The 19,327-nt window shown below is 56.9% G+C and carries 20 protein-coding genes; 6 read left to right on the top strand and 14 right to left on the bottom strand.

The annotated features are described in order from the left end of the window. Window positions 1-174: 174 nt before the first annotated feature. From BN1124_RS21605 to BN1124_RS16125, 12 genes are all read right to left on the bottom strand, one after another. Entirely contained in the window at window positions 175-1,863 is a 1,689-nt protein-coding gene (locus BN1124_RS21605; protein ID WP_197066231.1) for a hypothetical protein, read from the bottom strand. 18 nt (window positions 1,864-1,881) lie between these two features. Further along, complete coding sequence (locus BN1124_RS21600) at window positions 1,882-3,309, bottom strand: DEAD/DEAH box helicase (RefSeq protein WP_197066230.1); 1,428 nt, start codon at window positions 3,307-3,309, stop codon at window positions 1,882-1,884. After that, complete coding sequence (locus tag BN1124_RS21005) at window positions 3,299-4,108, bottom strand: Hachiman antiphage defense system protein HamA (RefSeq protein WP_082041659.1); 810 nt, start codon at window positions 4,106-4,108, stop codon at window positions 3,299-3,301. Before BN1124_RS21005 ends, BN1124_RS21600 begins: the two co-directional genes overlap by 11 nt. A 574-nt stretch (window positions 4,109-4,682) precedes the next feature. Next, window positions 4,683-6,311 carry a methyl-accepting chemotaxis protein gene (locus BN1124_RS16165; RefSeq protein ID WP_042643568.1) on the bottom strand — a complete coding sequence of 543 codons (1,629 nt, stop codon included), beginning with the start codon at window positions 6,309-6,311 and terminating at the stop codon, window positions 4,683-4,685. Window positions 6,312-6,562: 251 nt separating this feature from the next. After that, on the bottom strand, window positions 6,563-7,414 hold the full coding sequence (locus BN1124_RS16160; RefSeq protein ID WP_042643566.1) for a TIGR03899 family protein: 852 nt from the start codon (window positions 7,412-7,414) through the stop codon (window positions 6,563-6,565). A 171-nt stretch (window positions 7,415-7,585) separates the two neighbouring features. Then, window positions 7,586-8,056, bottom strand: coding sequence for a DUF3299 domain-containing protein (locus BN1124_RS16155; RefSeq protein ID WP_378051619.1), 471 nt, complete (start codon window positions 8,054-8,056; stop codon window positions 7,586-7,588). A 17-nt stretch (window positions 8,057-8,073) separates the two neighbouring features. Then, window positions 8,074-9,321, bottom strand: coding sequence for an ABC transporter permease (locus BN1124_RS16150; RefSeq protein WP_042643838.1), 1,248 nt, complete (start codon window positions 9,319-9,321; stop codon window positions 8,074-8,076). Between the two features lie 82 nt (window positions 9,322-9,403). After that, entirely contained in the window at window positions 9,404-10,090 is a 687-nt protein-coding gene (locus BN1124_RS16145; protein WP_042643562.1) for an ABC transporter ATP-binding protein, read from the bottom strand. A gap of 4 nt (window positions 10,091-10,094) precedes the next feature. Continuing rightward, entirely contained in the window at window positions 10,095-10,664 is a 570-nt protein-coding gene (locus tag BN1124_RS16140) for a DUF2796 domain-containing protein (protein WP_042643560.1), read from the bottom strand. A 40-nt stretch (window positions 10,665-10,704) separates the two neighbouring features. Further along, window positions 10,705-10,995, bottom strand: a complete 291-nt coding sequence (locus BN1124_RS16135; protein WP_042643558.1) for a hypothetical protein — start codon at window positions 10,993-10,995, stop codon at window positions 10,705-10,707. Window positions 10,996-11,040: 45 nt separating this feature from the next. Continuing rightward, window positions 11,041-11,583 carry a YtfJ family protein gene (locus BN1124_RS16130; RefSeq protein WP_042643556.1) on the bottom strand — a complete coding sequence of 181 codons (543 nt, stop codon included), beginning with the start codon at window positions 11,581-11,583 and terminating at the stop codon, window positions 11,041-11,043. Between the two features lie 221 nt (window positions 11,584-11,804). Further along, entirely contained in the window at window positions 11,805-12,680 is an 876-nt protein-coding gene (locus tag BN1124_RS16125) for a hypothetical protein (RefSeq protein ID WP_042643553.1), read from the bottom strand. A 140-nt stretch (window positions 12,681-12,820) separates the two neighbouring features. On the opposite strand from BN1124_RS16125, the gene BN1124_RS16120 reads away from it, so the two are divergent. Then, a complete protein-coding gene (locus BN1124_RS16120; RefSeq protein WP_042643551.1) occupies window positions 12,821-13,156 on the top strand; it encodes a hypothetical protein in 336 nt (111 codons plus the stop codon). Between the two features lie 25 nt (window positions 13,157-13,181). On the opposite strand, the gene ppa is transcribed toward BN1124_RS16120, so the two are convergent. Beyond that, complete coding sequence (ppa, locus tag BN1124_RS16115) at window positions 13,182-13,715, bottom strand: inorganic diphosphatase (protein WP_033128795.1); 534 nt, start codon at window positions 13,713-13,715, stop codon at window positions 13,182-13,184. Window positions 13,716-13,893: 178 nt separating this feature from the next. Between ppa and mpl the strand changes: the two genes are divergently transcribed. Beyond that, window positions 13,894-15,273: a UDP-N-acetylmuramate:L-alanyl-gamma-D-glutamyl-meso-diaminopimelate ligase gene (mpl, locus tag BN1124_RS16110; RefSeq protein WP_042643549.1), complete on the top strand. Its 1,380-nt coding sequence runs from the start codon at window positions 13,894-13,896 to the stop codon at window positions 15,271-15,273. Window position 15,274: 1 nt separating this feature from the next. Continuing rightward, entirely contained in the window at window positions 15,275-15,886 is a 612-nt protein-coding gene (locus BN1124_RS16105; RefSeq protein WP_042643547.1) for a flavin prenyltransferase UbiX, read from the top strand. Window positions 15,887-15,961: 75 nt separating this feature from the next. On the opposite strand, the gene BN1124_RS16100 is transcribed toward BN1124_RS16105, so the two are convergent. Next, on the bottom strand, window positions 15,962-16,576 hold the full coding sequence (locus tag BN1124_RS16100; RefSeq protein ID WP_033128792.1) for a TetR/AcrR family transcriptional regulator: 615 nt from the start codon (window positions 16,574-16,576) through the stop codon (window positions 15,962-15,964). A 201-nt stretch (window positions 16,577-16,777) separates the two neighbouring features. On the opposite strand from BN1124_RS16100, the gene hpt reads away from it, so the two are divergent. From hpt to BN1124_RS16085, 3 genes are all read left to right on the top strand, one after another. Further along, window positions 16,778-17,308, top strand: coding sequence for a hypoxanthine phosphoribosyltransferase (gene hpt, locus BN1124_RS16095; protein ID WP_033128791.1), 531 nt, complete (start codon window positions 16,778-16,780; stop codon window positions 17,306-17,308). Between the two features lie 113 nt (window positions 17,309-17,421). Then, window positions 17,422-18,339: an ABC transporter ATP-binding protein gene (locus BN1124_RS16090; protein ID WP_042643544.1), complete on the top strand. Its 918-nt coding sequence runs from the start codon at window positions 17,422-17,424 to the stop codon at window positions 18,337-18,339. Window positions 18,340-18,385: 46 nt separating this feature from the next. Beyond that, on the top strand, window positions 18,386-19,159 hold the full coding sequence (locus tag BN1124_RS16085) for an ABC transporter permease (protein WP_033128789.1): 774 nt from the start codon (window positions 18,386-18,388) through the stop codon (window positions 19,157-19,159). Window positions 19,160-19,327 lie beyond the last annotated feature (168 nt).

The following is a 19,327-nucleotide window of genomic DNA, read 5'->3' as shown; positions in this document are numbered from 1 at the left end:
ACCAAAAGAAAGGTCCCCCCTGCCTCCGCTCGCTTAAAATCCATGTCTCGCGACAGAGCTTCGTCGCCTTGTTTCGGCGAATCAGAGGGGGAACCAAAACCGTGCCCGGCAGTGGCTAAGTGGGCTCGCTACGCGGCGCTCGAAATGGTGGGTGTCCCAATTTAGTTGTTTTGACTATGTACGCCCATAAAGAGAGTTAAAAAATACTGAAGGGAACTTATGCAACTCAGGCTCAATTACATCACGGTGGGTCATAGCTAGTTTTTTACCATGCTCAGATACTTCCTTCTCGGATTCAGCAATGCGATCTGCGACAGCTAATGCAACAGCTCTATCAGCCAAACCAATCGCATAAAGCTCCTTGGCGATATTATTAGATAGCCCAATACGTAGAGCTAGTTGTAATTCACGTACTGAATCAGCCAGTAATTGCTTCCCGAATAGGCTCTCAATAATGTCAGCGCAAGCTCCCACTATCAGCATCACATCATAGCCCAATGCACTGTCACAAATGTCGATAATGTTCTCTAATTTCAGCCTTCTTTGCTGAGAACCTGCCCTAAATCTGAAAGCCTTCTTGTTTGCCTGCAACAACATTTCATTGTATGAAACGCCAGAACACCATTTCTTAGCAAAAAATAGGTGTGCGTCTTCACCGATAAGCTTATTCAGGCTGTTGTTCATGCCTAAGCTTGCAACCATAGGCCAAAGCGACTCTAGTATCCCTATAACATCCGAGACTTCATCTAAATTTTCTATGTTATCTATTAGCCAACGTTCAATAACATTTAGTTCATTGATACCCAGAAGAGCTTTTCCAAAACAAGGGCGCTTTTCAGCCTCAACTTGTTTTACCCGCTCTGCTACCATATTAAAAACTTGTCCTAACTTGTCCTTTTCAGCATCAGAAGCAAGGCTATAGGCAAAGGTTCCATGGCAAAGTTCAGTCAAAGCCTCGCCATCAAGCATTTCGTCACTAGTGAGGTTTGCCAGCAGATAGCTTTCAAGACTTTCTATGTAGCCCACCCGTTGTCGCATTTGTCTAAGTAAGCTTTTAATATCAACTTTCTGGCGCTCAGCGGCCTCAATGATAAATTTTTCATACTCTTCAGGTGACGTTATATGCTGGATAGGATTGATATTGAATGGATCGTCAAAAAACGGCTGAACCAGAGTTAATAGACTACTTAAACAGCTCTCTGATTGAGACGGGTCTAACAAATTGTTCATTTGTTTCCACTGTCTCCACTTTGAGGTGCGACGATTATCAAATAATTCGGTATCTGCGAAAATGATACTTCCCTCTGTATGCTTACCAGCTCTACCAGCTCTACCAGCTCTACCCGCTCTACCCAAAAGATTATGAAAATCTCGAGTCGATATCAGTTTCTCTCCTTGAAAAACACCAGAGACTACTAAGTACTTAATTGGAAGGTTAACTCCCTGAGCTAAGGTTGATGTGCAAACAACGCAGCGACCGTAACCATATTCCATTGCATGCTCGACAGATATCCTCAAACCATTAGGAATGTTTGCACTATGCGGTAAAACACCAAGCTTTATTGCTTTCGTAACAACTGCGCTACTCCCTAGATGCAATTCCGATAACTTCCCAATTTTCTGGATTTCATCTTGATCGCTAAATCGTATAGGCTCATCGAGTTGCTGAATTCTCTCCAACGGCTTAAGGACTTCCCGACAAATTTTTATAACTGAACTTTTTTGCCCACAAAAAACTGCTACGGGGCCATGTTCAGATAGTTTTAACCCCAGATATGCCGCAACAAGTGATTTATCCTCCTTAGGAGGGAAATATCGTTGGACACTTTCACTCCCCCTTCTAGGTAGTTCTAACGATTCCATCACTCTGGGAACGAAGAATTACTCTTCATCAATATTAAATGGTTCTACGTAGTGGAACTGCCCACGTCCACTTCGCCAACTAGCAAAAGCAACACTTCGCTCTGTCGATAAGCACTCTGCCCCATTTACGACGAGGCCATCACCGGCATAAAGCCAATCTCCTATAGACTGTGCATTTGACAAAACTGCTGAAATCAATACATGTTGCGTCTGTGGGTTCAGCTCTCGCTTTAGACTGGTTAAAAGTAACTCATAAGTTACCCCTCTAGCACCAGTATCAAACTGATGCCCCTCATCATAGATAACTAAAGAAATTGCTCCAGCCAACTCAGGCTTATGTCGTAGCAGGTAAACTAACTTCTCTGGAGTTGCAATGATAATGGTTGGAACATCTCGAATATCCTCTTCTGCCTCTCTGAACAACTGCGAAAATAATTCTACATCAAAATCATCTATTTGAGGAATGTCGCTAAGTTGGTTCACCAACACTTCTTCGCCAGAAAAAGATATAGAAAGTGAAGAGCTAATCTCACGGCATAGTGAGCGAAAAGGTGCAATAATCACAGCAGCCGTCGCTCTTCCTGACAAGAAAGCAGAGCGTATTATCAACTCTGCTGATTTCGTTTTTCCCGCGCTGGTAGGGAGTTGCACAATTGCAGAGCTTCCTTTTAATACTCCAGCTTCACCTAGTAACCTTTGAGCTGGCCAAAATTCTCTAACGAACGTCTCCTTGTCCAGAGCGGGTAGCCAATCCTCCACAGGCAAATTTGTATAAGCTGGGAGTAAGTTAATTGATGCGTTGTTTATCTTACGTACGACAACAGAGGAAACTATATCCGCCAATAAAAGTTCACGATCACTACCGCTTTCATGACAGTGTTTACGAATATTATTGGCGAGGGTTAAACTGTTAGATTTAGCATTTACATCTGAGCCAACATAGGCATGAAGTGACTGAGATAATTCGGTCATTAAAGGGGTTAAAATAGTTTCGCGTTCAAAATTCAGAGGCTCAGAGAAGTTTGATTGTAACAGCCATTTCAATAGATTATCAATTGATGAGTCCGTCAAGCTGACACTTAACGCATCAAGCTTGTTGGATAAAACAATGGCACTTCCAGGCATGTCTGCAAGGTAATATGATGCTGCACCTAATAGGCAAAGGTAGTAGTTATGTTCAGTTTGTAGCTTTGAAGAAAGAAGAGCATCGAAGTACCTAGCTACATTTCGAATTTCTCCCCTCCTCAATTCGTAAGTTGCGAGATTTCTTTCGATAGAAAGTTCTTCTCGGCATAGATCACCTAAGATACCAATTGTCATTAATAGCAATTTAGTTGGTGATTCTATTAAACGAATATGATGCTCTTCATCTAAACCAAACTCGTACATTTTTGCCTTTGATTTAGTAATGGAAAGCAGTTTTGAAGATTGATTTTCAAATCTCATGAGCAGCCCTCTCGTACAATGTGTGAGCGAGAGCCATTAACTCAGTTCCTTGAATGGCTAATAACTCCAAGTCATTTGCATGTGGATGATTAGTAGTATCCGCTTGCTCAAGTATCGCTGCATCATATGCGCTGTCAGAACATACCGCAGCTGCTCCAAATCTCAACTGATAAGGTCGATTTACTGAATCCTGAAACCTATTAACCATTCCTACACTAGCCAGTTCGTTCCGATCAATCATTCTTTGCTTTATTCCATTCAGAGATTCAGCCAAACGTAAGGGATCTTTGGCTGAGTGATCTACTGCTTCTTGAAGCATCGACTTAGCCCCAGCACTGAGCTTCGCTTTGACTTCATAGACTAACAACTCATCATTGGCTTGATTAGTTTGGTTATATTTAAAAGCCAAAACGTCTGACCCCTTGGTGGATTCATTAGGTACACCTTTTCGGTCATAACGTGTTCTAGGGACGGTGTAATTCTTAAGGTATGTTAAATAATCAGCGACAAGGATTTCCGCGAAATCCCCAGCTCGAATACTTGGCCCTGGAGGTATTGTAGAACTGGGGAATTTCATCGTTATTAAATAATCAGAGCTAGACTGACCTGGAGCCTTTAGAAGATCTATTTGATGGTCGTTGCAATAATGGTTTCTAAAGTGCTTAGCCCATGCGGCCATTTTATTATCATCATTTACATCGTGATGAAGCCTATAAACTGGTACTTGCTTACCACACGTTAGTGTTAATGCATTTCCGGTGTCTTGCAGCCATTCGATGTGCTCATTAGTCCATGGCATTTTCTATTTCCTAATAATACTTTTCTAAATGAACCTGTGAAAGTCACCATTGTGAGTGGCTCGTAGTGGGCAACTCTCGCTTATCCATTCTATCCGGCAAGGCTACCGCCCCTGAATGACAGCCTCCAGCCTACTGATCTTTCCCTGCGGTGTTGCTCTGGTCTGGCTCATGGTTGACTCCAACGAGACATTTACCAAATGGCAGTGTTACCGAACGGGGCTGGGGAGAGAAGCGGGAGAGGGGCGTTTTCTGGGCAAGATCAACAAATTTATTAATAACGGGTGGTTATGGGGGGCTCAGCATCGGCAACGCATATGAGCAGGGTGGTGAGCTCGGGACAGTCACCCTGTTGAGTACGGCGTCGTGCAGCAACCATTCAAAGATCTGCAAGGGCAAACTGGTAGAGGCTATGGTGGATAAGCTTCTCACTGCCTTGTGCTGTCGGGGCCTGATCTAGGGTGCTGCCCCAGCCTCATAAGGTCGATGGGCCCCGTCTCGTGAGAGACGGGGCCCATGCTTTTTTGTATTAGCGCACGGTCTTTATAGGGTGTGACTGGCTTCCTCCATTAAGGCTCAGCGGGCGAGCAGGGCTCGACCACTGGGCTGCGGTTCACTGGCGGCATGAGGGGCGGGGCGTTGTTGGAATTGGCGCACCAGCCGCTCCAGTTCGTTTAATTGCCGCACCAGCGCGATGACGCCCTGCACCGCGTGCTGGCTGCCCAGACTGGAGTCATCCGCGAGGCTCTTGATGTTGAGCACGTTGCGGTTGATGTCCATGGTGACCTGGGATTGTTCCTGCACCGCCTGGGCAATCTGGCTGCTGCCGGCGGCCACCTGCAGCAAGCGGTCGCTTATCTGTTGCAGCACGTCGCCGGTGGCTGAGGCCTTGAGGCGACAGCTGGCGGAGAGTTGCTCCCCCTTCTCCATGGCCTGCTCCGCATCCCCGGCACTACCCTGCAGCAGGCTAATCATCTTCTGGATCTCGCCGGTGGAGGACTGGGTCTTGATGGCCAGTGTCCGGATCTCGTCCGCTACCACCGAAAAGCCACGGCCCGCCTCACCGGCCCGGGCGGCCTCGATGGCGGCGTTGAGGGCCAACAGGTTGGTCTGGTTGGCGATGTTGTTGATCACATCCAGAATGCCGTCGATGGCCCGGCACTGGCTGGCTAGCGTGTTGATCACTCCCTTGGAGGTGACCAGCTCGCTGTGCATCCCTTCCACCGCGCTCATGGTCTCCAGCACGCTGCGGTTGCCCTCCTTGAACAGATCGGCGGTCTCGTCCAAGCGGTCTGAGGAGGCGGTCGAGCTGTGGGAGACCTCGCGGATGGATTCCGCCATTTCGGTGATGGCGGTGGCGACCTGGTTGGTCTGCGCCTGTTGCTGCTGCAGGTTGTCGGTGATGGCCTCGGCGTTGTGCAGGTCAGTCTGCGCGGAGCGCAAGATCTGCTGGCAGGTTTGCTGGGTGCGGGCCAGCACGGCGTTGAACTCGGCCTGATTCATCCGCATGGCGAGCTCGACGGCGGCCAGGTTGTCGACCCGGCCTGTGTAGAGCAGCTGCATCAGCGGGTTGTCGAAGCGGTTGCGGGCCAGCTTGCCGAGTTTGCCGAGGCGCCGGGAGAGGGCATTGACGACAAGGGCGGCGCCCGCCAGCGGCAGGACGGCTGCGGCCAGCAGCCAACCCGACTCGTGGCGATAGCCCAGTGCGACCATGGCTACCAGGGCAAGCAGCAGGCAGAGGTTGAGCGCGAGGGTGTGGGAGAAGGCCGGCAGGCGCAGGGCCAGGGGCTGTTTGTCTTCCCTGAGCTGGGCATAGACCCGCTCCGCCCGCTGTTTCAGCTCCCCATCCGGCGCGGTGCGCACGGATTGATACTCCACCACCTTGCCGTTGGTGTCCTGAATGGGGGTGACGAAGGCGTTGACCCAGTAGTGATCGCCATTCTTGCAGCGGTTCTTGACCGGTCCCATCCAGCTCTTGTTCTGGCGCAGGTGTGCCCACATGTCGGCGAAGGCCTGGCTCGGCATGTCGGGGTGGCGCACCAGGTTGTGCGGGGATCCTTGCAGCTCCTCCAGCGCGAAGCCGGCGATCTGGCAGAACTCCTCGTTGGCATAGGTGATGCGACTCTCCAGATCCGTGGTCGAGATCAGGCTCTGATGCTCCGGAAAGAGGCGCTCACGCTGGGTTACGGGTTGATTGACTCTCATAGGGATTCCGACTGGGATTGGGGCTATGAGTCCCGTCTGCAAGCCGTGCACCAGAGTGGCGGAAAAAGCTCAAATAATGGGCTGGACGGGGGTTATTCGAAGAAAATTTGTCAGCGGAGGAGGGCGAGCGGGCAGGGGGGCTATGGGTTGCTGAATCGATTCGCTTTTTGGGAGCCGTTTTGGGAATAAAACCCCCGGTTTCGCAATTTGGCAAGCCGTGAAACGGGAGCCCTGATGGGCTCCCGGCCGATTCAGGCGGGGATCTCCGGCGTGCTGGCGGGGGGCGTTGTCAGGGTCTCGATCTGCAGGTTGGTCGACAGCAGGGTCTTCAAGTCCTGCAGGTACTCCTCCAGCGGCGGCTCATCCAGCAGCAGGGCGAGCTCGTTACCGACCGGGGTGAGGCGATAGTAGAGCAGGGTCAGGCCGCTCTGACGCTGGCGCAGTCGCCAATGCTGGTTGCCGAAGGCGAGCTCCACCCCGTCCGCCGGCAGGGGCCCGGATTCCAGCTCCCCCCGATGCAGCAGGCCCAGATCGAACAGCAACAGCAGCGCGCTGTAGGGCACCCGGTATTTGCCTAACCCCATGCGGGTGACTCTGGCGCGGCTGAGCAGGCTGGCGCCCTTGTGCATGCAGAGCAGCAGGCGCTGCTCGTCGCTGCCCTCGTAGTGGCAGCAGAGGGCGCAGATGCGCTGGAACAGCTGGGCCTCGCGCTGGGTCATCTCCTTGAGGGTGCTGAGGGCCCGGATGGAGAAGCGACCGGGGGTCGCCACTTCGAGTGCGAAGATCCGCCCCCACAACTGCTGCATGGGCACCATGCTGATCTCCTCGGCCAGCTGCAGGAAGCGGGTCAGCCAGTCGCTGTCCATCTCGCCGCCGGCGGCCGTCTCCTCGCAGTGGCGCGCCGCCATCACCATGATGGATTCCAGGTTGCGCTGACGGGCGGCCTGATCCGCCAGCTGGCGGAAGGTGGCGCGCTGCTCGAAGGTGCTGTCGCTGTTGCGGGTCAGCATGCCATCTATGTTGCGGCTACGGGCCAGGCGCAGGGTCTGCTCCTGACTGCTCAGAATGGAACTCTCTTTCTTGGGGGGCGGAAGATCGGTCATGCTGGCTCCGTGATGGCTGAGGGGATTCAGGCTGGTATTCAATGTTACCCCAAGCAGCCAAACGAGCAATCCCTCAGGCGGTGCTGGGCCCCCGATGTGCAGGCCGGATAACAAAATGGCCTCCCAAGGGAGGCCATTTTGATTGTGCATCAAGGCAATAGGCGCAGCGGCTTACTCTTCGTAGACGCTGACCTCGGTCGCCTCCATGGAGTAGGAGGCGGTGGCCATCTCGTGGCTGGAACTGATGGTGCGCATCTTGCCCTTCACCCAGATGGCGTCCCACAGATCGTCCACCGGCGCACCCTTGGGGTAGCTCACGTAGATCACCTGGTTGGTGGGGGGCGGCGGCACGTGGATGCAGGCGCCGAAGTAGGGCACGAGCAGGAAGGCGGTGATCTTCTTGGCATCTCCCTCCAGCGGCACCACGAAGCCCGGGATGCGCAAGTCCTGGTTGTCCAGCTTCTTGTTGACCCCGCCGACGGGCTGCGGCACCGAGGCGAGGTTGCCGTCGTGGCTGACCTGGGGCGGCGGCAGCAGTTTTTCACCCTCTGGAATGAGCACATCCCAGTCGATTGTCTTGTAATCCACGGCATGGGCAGGCAATGCCAACACACCCAGCAGCAGCGCCAGCATTCTCCACATCGTCATCTTTCCTTTCGTCATATCCGGATACTCATGCCATCGCTCAGGCTGTAGCGGTAAGCGCGGGCGGCGGGCAGCAGCCCTATCACCATGCCCGCCAGCCACACCAGTCCCAGCAACTGCCATTCATAGGCGCTCGGCAGGCCGAGGCCAAGTTGCAGGCCATAGTGGCTGAGCAGCCAGGGGGTGGCAAGCAGTTGTCCTAGGTAGAGCACCCCGACCCCGAGGGTGATGCCGAGGGTGGTGAGGGCCATGGCCTCCAGCGCCAGCAGCAGGAACAGGTGGGACGGGCCGGCGCCGAGGGAGCGCAGGATGGCGAGCTCACGGCGCCGCTCGTTGAGCCCCGCCAGCAGGGTGGTCAGCATGCCGATGAGGCCGGCCACCACCACGAAGCCGGCGATGACGGTGAGCGCCGTCTCCATCACGCTCATCATGCCCCACAGCTCCTGCAAGGCGGCCCCCGGCAAGATGGCCATCAGGGGTTCACCTGTGTAGGTGTTGATGCCGCGCTGCAGCTGGAATGCCAATATGCGGTTGCTCAGGCCCACCATAAAGGCAGTGATGGTCTTGGGGGTGAGATCCTGCGCCAGCGCTTGCTCGGCGGTGACGTTTTTGCTGTGGCGGCCGGTGTCCCAGCCGAGGTGGATGGCTTCGATGCCCGCCAGCGGCACGTGCACGGTGCGATCGACCGGGGTGCCGGTCGGTGCCAGTATCCCCACCACCTTGAACGGCAGGTTGTCGTGCTGGCTGAAGGAGGTGTTGCCAGCGCCGTGGGCGATGACGATGGACTGATCCAGCTTGTAGCCGAGTTTCTCGGCCACCTGGGCGCCGAGCACCGCCTCGAACGGCGTCTCGAACGGGCGCCCCTCCCGCATCTGCAGCGACTGCTGCTGGCCATATTTCAGGTGAGTGAAGTAGTCGCCAGTGGTGCCGAGCACCCGGAAGCCCTTGTGAGAATCACCGAGGGAGAGGGGAATGGTCCAGGCGATGCCGGGGCGCTGCTTGATGGCCTGATAGGTGTCCCAGCCCACGTTGTTGGTGGGGTTGCCGATGCGAAACACCGAGTAGAGCAGGAGGTTCACCTGGCCGGAGCGGGCGCCGACGATGAGATCGGTGCCGGAGACGGTGTTGGCGAAGCTCTCGCGCGCCTCGGTGCGCACTCGCTCCACCCCGAGCAGCAGGGTGACGCTGATGGCCACGGCCAACAGGGTGAGCCCGGCGGTGAGGCGGCGGGCCCAGAGACTTTGCAGGGCGAGTTTCAGCATGGCGACCTCCGCACTGCTCTGGATGGCTGGCAGCCTGCCTGTGCGGGCACGCATGGGCAGAGGTTCTGGTTATCCGATCTCATCATGCCGCCCTCCGGTTGAGCCGTTGCAGGTTCTCCACCCGGGGGAAGAGGGGTTCGAGATAGGGGTCGTGGCTGACGAAGATGAGGGTCGATCCCTGCTTGTCGCACTCCTCGAACAACAGCTTGATGAAGGCGGCCCTGTTGTCGGTATCGAGCGCCGAGGTGGGCTCGTCGGCGATCACCAGGGGCGGAGAGCCGATCAGCGCCCGGGCGGCGGCGACCCGCTGTTGTTGGCCGATGCTCAAGGCATGGACCGGCCTGTGCAGCGCCTCGTCCGGCAACTGCAACTCCCCCAGCAGGCGGCGGGCTTCCTGCTCCGGATTGCAGCGCAGGCGGGCTCGCTTCTCTCGGGAGAAGCTGAGCGCCGTAGTGACATTGTCCAGTACGGATAAAAAAGGCAGCAGATTGAACTGCTGGAAGATGTACCCCAGATTGGCCGCCCGGAAGTGGTCACGGGCGCGGCCGGAGAGCTGGGCCAAAGGCTGGCCCAGCACCTCCAGAGTGCCGTGGTTGGCGGTCTGGATCCCGGCAAGCAGCCCGAGCAGGGTCGACTTGCCGGAGCCCGAAGGCCCCTTGATAAACACCCGCTCCCCTTGCGCGATGCGCAGGGCGGGCAGATCGAGTACAGCCTCGCCACCTGGCCAGGCGAAGGCCAGATCGCGGATCTCAACCACGGCGTTGTTCATGGGATCACCAGCTCAGTTTGTAGGCGGACGGGGTCAGCTCGGCCGCGGTCTGACCGGTGGGCAGGATGCCCTGCACGCTCAGCTTCTCTAGGCTCGGGTAGACGGTAAAGAGGGTGGCTTCCAGCCCGGTCAGCTTGGCCGGAGCCGCGCAGGTGTAGGTGTACATGGCGCCCATGTCGGCGTGACCGTCTTCGTGGTGATGTTCGTCGTGATCGGCGTCAGCCTTGTCGTGGTCATGATCGTGATCATGCTCTTCTTTGGCTGCGTTGATCTCCTGCTGGGTCAGGGTACAACCGGCGGCGGGGTCGAGGCGGAACAGGGCATCCGGCTGCTTGAGCTGGGTCATGGCCTTGGCAAATTGCGCCTTCTCGGCATCCGTCTTGGCGGCGTGCTCGAAGCCCACCAGATCGGCGGCAGGGGCCTGCAGCTCTATCATCAGCTGGTTGCCATCGAGTACCAGATTGAGGTGACCGTGGCCATGCTCGTGGGCGCCGTGGCCGTGACTCTCGTGCTCATCGTGGTTGGCTTGCACGCCAAAGGCGGCGGCCGCCAGTAACAGGGTGACTGCTTTCATCGTGATTCCTTTTAAAACCATTGATCGTTAAGAGAAATGTTTAATCGGTTGAACGCTGAAGCAGGGGCGGGGCACGGATGCTGTAGTGAGGTTTTTCCAGACTCGAGGCGCGGGTGATCTCGGTGGAGAGGGCTTGGTAGGCGACAAAGGGGTGGGCTGGGGCAAGGGGGTTGGGCGTCAGGGCCAGCTTGCCATCCAGATGGAGGGCGCAGATCAGGCAATGGTGGCTGTGATCGGGCAGGTCTGCTTCCAGCGGGTGTTGTGCCAGTGCCGGTTGCAACCACAACCAGCCCAGCAACAACAACCAGATTTTCAGCTTGGTACGACCCATAGACCCTTTTTGGAAAGGGCGCCATCAGCGCCCCTCCTCTCTGATTCAGAGATGGGACTTGATGAGCCCCATCACTTTGGTGATGTCGGTGGCATCGAGCTGGCCATCTTTGGCGAACAGCACCTTGCCTTCTTTATCCAGCAATACGATGGCCGAACTCTCCGGCGCGAGCGCCCAGGCGTTGCGGGCCATGCCCTTGGCATCCAGTATCAGCGCGGACCAGGGGAACTCTTTCTTGGTGTCTTCGGCACTGCTCTTCACGAAGCCGGAGGTACCCCAGATGGCGTCATTGCTGTTGATGATGGTGACGGTCTGGTACTGCTCGTGGGGCAACTTGGCCGCCTTTATCGCCTCTATCATGGGGGCATTGAGCTCCTTGGCACTGGAGCGACCCGCGATGTGCTGGATCAGAAATACCTTGCCGGTCAGCACCTGGCTCTGCCACGGCTGGTAGCTGATCTCTTTGTCCTTCAGCACCAGCTCACCCTTGTCACTGATATTGACCAGCGGCACCTGGGCGGATTCTTTGATGTTGTGGGCCATGACCAGGCCTGGCAGCAGCGCCAGAGTAAGTACGAGATGTTTCATCCGGATGACACTCCTTTGTTATGTTATAACGATTTCACGATTGAGGGAATGGGACAGTACTCATCCTAAACTGATCGGATGTGTTTAAAAAGTGTTAAATAAAGTCGCGAATGATCAGGCGATGCTGCGTGTCAACGCAGGACGCTGGCTGGCGAGGGCGGCTAGAATGGCATGCGGCAGTTAATAATAAACCTGTTATTAACTGGTTTGAGGAGTCAGGGTCAGTAGAGCGGTTCGCTCACCAGCGGGATCTGGGCCATGGTCATCTGCTGGGCCAGCAGGGGCGAGCCGGTCAGCAAGACGTGGCGCTGATTGTCGATCACCACCGTATCGCCCTTCAGCCCGCTGTCCGCCGTGATGGCGAGCCAGGCCGGGGAGACGCTGCCGATGCTGATGTTCGGGTAGATGATGCTGAGCATGTATTGCGGCGCCAGCTCGGCCAGGAGGCTGGCCATCAGCAGCGCCTTCTCGTCGCTGTCGGCCTTGTTGTCCTGCAGCGCCTGCAAGGGCGGGGCGAAGTGATCCATCTGTTCCGGTGGGGTGGGAATGGCGTTCAACCACTCCTGCAGCAAATGCACGCTGGTGGCCAGATCCTTGGCCGAGAACTGCTGGGCAAGGGGCTTCAGATCCCCCTTGAATTGATAGAACAACTGGGAATAATTGGGTCTCACGCAGGGCAACTTGCGATTGGCCGGATGGACGCAGGGCAATACCCGCATCTGGTAGAAGGCATCCTCCTGATACTGCTGATAGGCCTGCCAGAACTGGATCGATTCCATGCTGTCGTCGTGCAGGGTAAAGGCCTGCTCCAGATTGCGGAATTTGGTGGCGGTTTCGGGGCTGCTCTGATTGATCTGGTTGATGCTGCTGTAAAGGCGCGGGCTGATGTAGGAGTAGAGCGTCTCAAGCGGGAAGTTGAGAGAGGTGTCGATCAGCGTCATCTCGTGACGACTGGCGGAGATGACGCGCTCATCCGTACTCAGCTGCAGGTGTTTCTGCTGGCCGTCGGCAGACTGCCATTGCCAGCTGAAGCTGACTTCCTGGGCGGCGGCTGAGCCAAGTGCCAGAGTCCACAGCAGAGCTTGTGCCAGTTTCATGAGGGTGCGTCCTGCGCCGGGTGATACTAAACAACTAGGTTAGGCAGCGGAATTTGGGTTGTTCCAATTGCACATGAGTTGGTAATTATCTGATAAAGCTTTTAATTTAATTTTTAAAATAAGCCATATGGGGAACCACCATGAAAGCTGTCGCCACCTTCTTTCTGCTATCGCTCTCGTTGCCGGCGGCCGCGGGCCAGGTTTTCGTCAATCAGGGGCTGTCCACGGCGGACACCTTTGCCCTGCGGGATCAGCTGGCGCGGGAGCATGAATGGCAGGAGTGGCTGCGTTTCCAGCAGGCGGTGAAGTGGCTGGAGGTGTTGCCGGTCAACTGCGATCTGGTGGGAGGAGAGGGCGGGGACTACCGTTGCGGTGACAGCTACTATCGCCCCTATCGGCAGAATGGACGGGATCTCTATATCCAGGGGGATCCGCCGGGATCACGTTCGCAAGGTCATATAAAAAAAGCGCCATAAGGCGCCTTTTTTGCGAAAGGTACGCTTACTTGGCGGCAGCGTAACGCTCGGCGGAGGTGACGATCTCTGCTTCGGCGGCGGCCTTATCGCCCCAACCTTCCACCTTGACCCACTTGCCTGCTTCCAGCTCTTTGTAGCGCTCGAAGAAGTGCTGGATCTGGGCTTTCAGCAGCTCGGGCAGATCGTTCACATCCTTGATGTGATCGTATTGCTTGGTCAGCTTGGAGTGCGGCACGGCCACGATCTTGGCATCTTCGCCAGATTCGTCGGTCATCTTCAGCACGCCGACCGGGCGGCAGCGAATGACGGAGCCAGCCAGCAGCGGGTAAGGGGTCGGCACCAGCACGTCGACCGGATCCCCATCCAGAGACAGGGTGGCGTTCACGTAGCCGTAGTTGCACGGGTAGAACATGGGGGTGGACATGAAGCGGTCAACGAAGATGGCACCGCTGTCCTTGTCGACTTCGTATTTGATCGGATCGGCATTCTGCGGGATCTCGATGATGACGTAGATGTCGTCGGGCAGGCTCTTGCCAGCCGGTACCAGGTTCAGGCTCATGACGTTTCCTTTGAGTGTTTGAGTCAAGTTTGCAGGCCGATATTATAGCGATGTCGCATCAAATGACCATATTTCAAGGGCAGTGCGACAGAGTTGGTGTCCGTCATGCAGCTTGGGTCTGCCAAATCCCGGTTAGCTTGGTAGAATGCGCACTCCCTTTACTGGAAAAGGCAGTGGTATGCACATTCATATTCTCGGGATCTGCGGCACCTTCATGGGTGGTCTGGCGGTGTTGGCGAAGCAGCTCGGTTATCGGGTGACCGGTTCGGATGCCAACGTCTATCCCCCCATGAGCACCCAGCTCGAGCAACAGGGCATCGAGTTGACCGAGGGCTATGATCCATCCCAACTCGATCCGGCGCCGGATCTGGTGGTGGTCGGCAACGCCATGAGCCGTGGCAACCCTTGCGTGGAATATGTGCTGGATCGCAACCTGCCTTATATCTCGGGCCCGCAGTGGCTGCTCGAGCATGTGTTGAAAGATCGCTGGGTGCTGGCCGTGGCGGGCACCCATGGCAAGACCACCACCGCCAGCATGCTGGCCTGGGTACTGGAGTACGCCAAGCTGGAACCCGGCTTCCTCATCGGCGGCGTGCCGGGCAACTTCCCGGTCTCTGCCCGCTTGGGCGACGCGCCCTTCTTTGTCATCGAGGCGGACGAGTATGACTGCGCCTTCTTCGACAAGCGCTCCAAGTTCGTGCACTACCACCCGCGCACCCTCATCATGAACAACCTGGAGTTCGACCACGCGGACATCTTCCCGGATCTCGCCGCCATCCAGCGCCAGTTCCACCACCTGATGCGCACCGTGCCGAGCAATGGCCGGGTGCTGTTCCCCCAGGCCGATCACAACCTCAGTGCCGTGCGTGAGATGGGCTGCTGGAGCGAGGTGGAGCTGGTGGGTCAGGACGACGCCAAGTGGAAGGCGGTCAAGCTGGCGGATGACGGCTCGGTATTCGAGGTGTGGCTGGACGGCGCCAAGCAGGGCGAGGTGCACTGGGAGTGTATCGGTGAGCACAACGTCAGCAACGGTCTGATGGCCATCGCCGCCGCCCGCCATGCCGGTGTCATGGTGGAGCACGGCATTGCGGCCCTGTGCCAGTTCAAATCTCCCAAGCGGCGCATGGAACTGAAAGGCGAGGTGGCTGGCGTCAGCGTCTATGACGACTTCGCCCACCACCCGACCGCCATCGAGACCACCCTCGGCGGCCTGCGCGCCAGGGTTGATGCGATCGGAGGCAAGGCCCGCATCCTGGCGGTGCTGGAACCCCGCTCCAACACCATGAAGCTGGGTGTGCACAAGGCGGAGCTGGCCGCCTGCTTCGACGGCGCCGATGAGGTGTTCTTCTTCCAGCCGTCCAACATCGGCTGGGATCTGGGCGAAGTTACCGCCCACATGAGCCGTCCGGCGACCGTGTTTGGCGATCTGGATACCCTGATCGCGCAGCTGGTGGCCGAGAGCCGCCCGGGGGATCATATTCTGATCATGAGCAACGGCGGTTTTGGTGGCATTCACGACAAGCTGCTTGCCCGCCTCCAGCAGAAGATCTCAGATTAATATGGATAAACAGATCACTCTGGCTATAACGGGTGCCTCCGGCGCCCCTTATGCCCTGCGTTTGCTCCAATGTCTGGTACAAGCCGATTATCGGGTCTATCTGCTGGCCTCCTCGGCGGCCCGGGTGGTGTTGAAAACCGAGCAGCAGGTGGATTGGCCGGCCTCTCCCAAGGAGTTATCTGCCTACCTTTGCCGCCAATATGGCGCAAAAGAAGGGCAGATAGTGGCCTGCGGCAAGGAGGAGTGGTTCTCGCCGGTGGCCTCGGGCTCGGCGGCCCCGAAACAGATGGTGGTCTGCCCCTGCTCCATGGGCACTGTCTCCGCCATTGCCAACGGCGCCTCCGACAACCTGCTGGAGCGGGCGGCGGACGTGGTGATCAAGGAGCGTGGTCAGCTCATCCTGGTACCCCGGGAGAGCCCCTTCTCCGCCATCCATCTGGAGAACATGCTGAAACTGGCGCGGCTCGGAGTGACCATCATGCCGGCGGCCCCCGGCTTTTATCACGAGCCCAAGAGCATCGAGGATCTGGTGGACTTCATGGTGGCGCGGATCCTCGACCATCTGGGGATAAAGCAGAGCCTGACCCAACGCTGGGGCTACGCCCAGCCCTGAGCAGGGTAGAAAGCAGACAAACAAAAGCGGCGCCGACCTGAACAGTCCGGCGCCGCTTTTTATTGGCGAGGCGAGTTAGGCAGCCTGAATGGGGGCCGTCACATATTTGAACAGAAAATCGGTCACCTCTTCCCGGGATGGGCGTTGAGGTTGATTGATCATCTGCATCATGACATAGCCAAACCCGGTCAGGGAGCGGGCCAGATCCTGCGCCGACAGCACGCTTTGGATCTCGCCACTGTCCATGGCGGCTTGCAGGTGAGGCGCGATCCGTTCCAACGCCTTGTCCAGCAAGCGGGTGTAGCGAGGCCATACCTCTTCCCGTACCGATGAGCTCCACTCCAGCCAGATACTGGCATGATCTGGCTGATCATAGGCCGCATCGACAAACAGTTTCACGTGGCGGTGGATGCTGTCCCTGACTGGACCCTGGCCACTGTAAGCCTGCTCGAGGATCTGTTGCACAAAGCCTTCGATCTCGGCCAACACTTCATCCACCAGCTCTTCACGGGTGTTGAAGTAGTTGAACACGGTCGCGACCGATACCTTGGCCTGCTCGGCAATCTCGGCATGACCCGCACGGCCGATGCCGCGACGGGAGAACACCTCGATGGCACATTCCATCAATTGATCACGGCGAGCCTCCGGCGAGAGCCGGGTCCGACGTCTTATTTCTGCGCGTGGTTCCATAGTTTTTTCATCTAATAGTTATTGATTATGGTGTTTATAGTATTGTCACCGATAATGCCAAAAGGCTCGCTAACTCTATCAATTAAAATAAGCCGATAAAAGCATCACGTATGCCTGACGCCCTCCGGTTGGAATGGTAGAATCTTCGGTTTTGATGTTAATGAACGGCCAATAACCCTTTGGCCATTATTGGAGTATGTGATGAAGCACATTGTCGAGGTGATGATCTCCGAGGCCGACGTGGCCGCCCGGATCGCCAAACTGGGTGAAGAGATCACCGCCCGTTATCAGGGTTCGGACGAAGTGGTCATGATTGGCCTCTTGCGCGGCTCCTGCGTCTTCCTGGCCGATCTGTGCCGTCAGACCCAGCTGCCCGTCACCCTGGATTTTATGACCGCCTCCAGCTATGGCTCCGGCATGCACAGCACCCGTGACGTGCGCATCCTCAAAGATCTGGATGACGACATCAAGGGCAAGGACATCGTGATCGTCGAAGACATCATCGATACCGGTTACACCCTCAACAAGGTGCGTGAGATCCTCTCCCTGCGTGAACCCAAGTCCCTGGCCATCTGCACCCTGCTGGACAAACCGTCCCGCCGTGAGGTACAGGTGCCGATAGACTGGGTAGGCTTCGCCATTCCTGACGAATTCGTGGTGGGCTGTGGTATCGACTATGCCCAGAAATATCGTAACCTGCCGTTCATCGGCAAGGTAGTTCCGCAAGAATAAGCAAGGCTCGGAAGTGGCAAAGGCAGTATGGTGGTCCGCCATCACTGTCTGCAGGCGGCCTTGGCCGCCTTTTCTGTCTCGAGATGGGCGCATCATCCATCACAGGGGTTGCAATGAACGCATTGGAAATCACCAGTCTGAAAAAGACCTATCAGGGGGGCGTCGAAGCCCTCAAGGGCATAGATCTCACCGTCAAGCAGGGGGACTTCTTCGCCCTGCTCGGTCCGAACGGGGCGGGCAAGTCCACCACCATCGGCATCATCAGCTCACTGGTGAACAAGAGTGCCGGCAAGGTGAAGGTGTTCGGCTACGACATCGATGGCCAGCTGGAGCAGGCCAAGGCCCAGCTCGGCCTGGTGCCCCAGGAGTTCAACTTCAGCATGTTCGAGAAGGTGAGCCAGATCATCACGCATCAGGCCGGCTTCTACGGCGTGCCAAGTGGCGAGGCCAAGGTGCGCGCCGAGAAATACCTGCGTCAGCTCGACTTGTGGGACAAGCGCGACATGCCGGCCCGCACCCTGTCCGGTGGCATGAAGCGCCGCCTGATGATAGCCCGCGCCCTGATGCATGAACCCAAGCTGCTGATCCTGGATGAGCCGACCGCCGGGGTGGACATCGAGATCCGCCGCTCCATGTGGCAGTTCCTGCAACAGCTCAACGAGCAGGGCGTCACCATCATACTCACCACCCACTATCTGGAAGAGGCGGAGATGCTGTGCCGCAACATCGGCATCATCGACAAGGGTCGCCTCATCGAGAATACCAGCATGAAGAACCTGCTCGGCAAGCTGGGGCGGGAGACCTTCATGCTGGACCTGGCCCCCGGCTCGGCCATGCCGAATGTGCCGGAGTTCCAGGGCCATATGCAGGATGAGCGCACCCTGGAGGTGGAGCTGGACAAGAGCCAGTCCCTCAACAGCCTGTTCGAGCAGCTCTCCGCCCAGGGGGTGCAGGTGCAGAGCATGCGCAACAAGGCCAACCGGCTGGAAGAGCTGTTCGTCAATCTGGTGGAAGAGGGCCGCAAGGCATGAAGACCAACCCTAATTGCATCACCCTGGTGGAAGAGAGTCACAGCGCATGAACGCCAACACCTATTACATCGCCTTCAAGAGCATACTGACCAAGGAAGTGGTCCGCTTCACCCGGATCTGGCTGCAGACCCTGGTGCCGCCCGCCATCACCATGAGCCTCTACTTCGTCATCTTCGGCAACCTCATAGGGTCGCGCATCGGTGACATGGGGGGCTTCAGCTACATGGAGTTCATCGTGCCCGGCCTCATCATGATGTCGGTCATCACCAACGCCTACTCCAACGTCGCCTCCTCCTTCTTCAGCGCCAAGTTCCAGCGCAACGTGGAAGAGCTGCTGGTTGCACCGGTGCCGAATTACGTCATCATCGCCGGCTATGTGGGCGGTGGCGTGGCGCGGGGCCTCTGCGTCGGTCTCATCGTCACCCTGGTGTCGCTGTTCTTCGTGCCGCTGCAGATCCACCATCTGTTCAGCGTCTGCTTCACCGTGCTGCTGACCGCCATCCTGTTCTCCCTGGCGGGGCTCATCAACGCGGTGTTCGCCAAGACCTTCGACGACATCAGCATCATCCCGACCTTCGTGCTGACGCCGCTCACCTACCTTGGCGGGGTCTTCTACTCCATCAGCCTGCTGCCGCCGTTCTGGCAGGGGGTCTCCCAGGTGAACCCCATCATCTACATGGTGAACGCATTCCGTTACGGCTTCCTCGGTATCTCGGACGTGCCGCTCGGCACCGCCTACCTCATCATCATCGGCTTCATCGTGGTGTTCTACGCTCTGGCCTGGTGGCTCATCTCCCGTGGCACCGGTCTGCGGCACTGAGTATTCGAACCATGAAAAAGGCGCCTGCGGGCGCCTTTTCTTTGTTCACCGCCCCCTCAGAGGACGGGAGCGTCATAACCTTCGGGCTCGTCGCTATCGATGTAGGAGCAGAGGTTCCACTCTCCCGCGGCATCGGCCTGCGGCGCTGAGTATTCGAACCATGAAAAA

It is taken from the genome of Aeromonas eucrenophila (assembly GCF_000819865.1).
Lineage (GTDB): Bacteria > Pseudomonadota > Gammaproteobacteria > Enterobacterales > Aeromonadaceae > Aeromonas > Aeromonas eucrenophila.
The sequence above is the reverse complement of the archived record's forward strand: the minus strand, read 5'-3'. Positions and strand labels throughout refer to the sequence as shown.

What these genes read in the sequence shown, in the direction of transcription:
- BN1124_RS21605 (WP_197066231.1), bottom strand. Translation starts at nt 1,863, where the DNA reads ATGGAATCGTTAGAACTACCTAGAAGGGGGAGTGAAAGTGTCCAACGA.
- BN1124_RS21600 (WP_197066230.1), bottom strand. Translation starts at nt 3,309, where the DNA reads ATGAGATTTGAAAATCAATCTTCAAAACTGCTTTCCATTACTAAATCA.
- BN1124_RS21005 (WP_082041659.1), bottom strand. Translation starts at nt 4,108, where the DNA reads ATGCCATGGACTAATGAGCACATCGAATGGCTGCAAGACACCGGAAAT.
- BN1124_RS16165 (WP_042643568.1), bottom strand. Translation starts at nt 6,311, where the DNA reads ATGAGAGTCAATCAACCCGTAACCCAGCGTGAGCGCCTCTTTCCGGAG.
- BN1124_RS16160 (WP_042643566.1), bottom strand. Translation starts at nt 7,414, where the DNA reads ATGACCGATCTTCCGCCCCCCAAGAAAGAGAGTTCCATTCTGAGCAGT.
- BN1124_RS16155 (WP_378051619.1), bottom strand. Translation starts at nt 8,056, where the DNA reads ATGTGGAGAATGCTGGCGCTGCTGCTGGGTGTGTTGGCATTGCCTGCC.
- BN1124_RS16150 (WP_042643838.1), bottom strand. Translation starts at nt 9,321, where the DNA reads ATGCTGAAACTCGCCCTGCAAAGTCTCTGGGCCCGCCGCCTCACCGCC.
- BN1124_RS16145 (WP_042643562.1), bottom strand. Translation starts at nt 10,090, where the DNA reads ATGAACAACGCCGTGGTTGAGATCCGCGATCTGGCCTTCGCCTGGCCA.
- BN1124_RS16140 (WP_042643560.1), bottom strand. Translation starts at nt 10,664, where the DNA reads ATGAAAGCAGTCACCCTGTTACTGGCGGCCGCCGCCTTTGGCGTGCAA.
- BN1124_RS16135 (WP_042643558.1), bottom strand. Translation starts at nt 10,995, where the DNA reads ATGGGTCGTACCAAGCTGAAAATCTGGTTGTTGTTGCTGGGCTGGTTG.
- BN1124_RS16130 (WP_042643556.1), bottom strand. Translation starts at nt 11,583, where the DNA reads ATGAAACATCTCGTACTTACTCTGGCGCTGCTGCCAGGCCTGGTCATG.
- BN1124_RS16125 (WP_042643553.1), bottom strand. Translation starts at nt 12,680, where the DNA reads ATGAAACTGGCACAAGCTCTGCTGTGGACTCTGGCACTTGGCTCAGCC.
- BN1124_RS16120 (WP_042643551.1), top strand. Translation starts at nt 12,821, where the DNA reads ATGAAAGCTGTCGCCACCTTCTTTCTGCTATCGCTCTCGTTGCCGGCG.
- ppa (WP_033128795.1), bottom strand. Translation starts at nt 13,715, where the DNA reads ATGAGCCTGAACCTGGTACCGGCTGGCAAGAGCCTGCCCGACGACATC.
- mpl (WP_042643549.1), top strand. Translation starts at nt 13,894, where the DNA reads ATGCACATTCATATTCTCGGGATCTGCGGCACCTTCATGGGTGGTCTG.
- BN1124_RS16105 (WP_042643547.1), top strand. Translation starts at nt 15,275, where the DNA reads ATGGATAAACAGATCACTCTGGCTATAACGGGTGCCTCCGGCGCCCCT.
- BN1124_RS16100 (WP_033128792.1), bottom strand. Translation starts at nt 16,576, where the DNA reads ATGGAACCACGCGCAGAAATAAGACGTCGGACCCGGCTCTCGCCGGAG.
- hpt (WP_033128791.1), top strand. Translation starts at nt 16,778, where the DNA reads ATGAAGCACATTGTCGAGGTGATGATCTCCGAGGCCGACGTGGCCGCC.
- BN1124_RS16090 (WP_042643544.1), top strand. Translation starts at nt 17,422, where the DNA reads ATGAACGCATTGGAAATCACCAGTCTGAAAAAGACCTATCAGGGGGGC.
- BN1124_RS16085 (WP_033128789.1), top strand. Translation starts at nt 18,386, where the DNA reads ATGAACGCCAACACCTATTACATCGCCTTCAAGAGCATACTGACCAAG.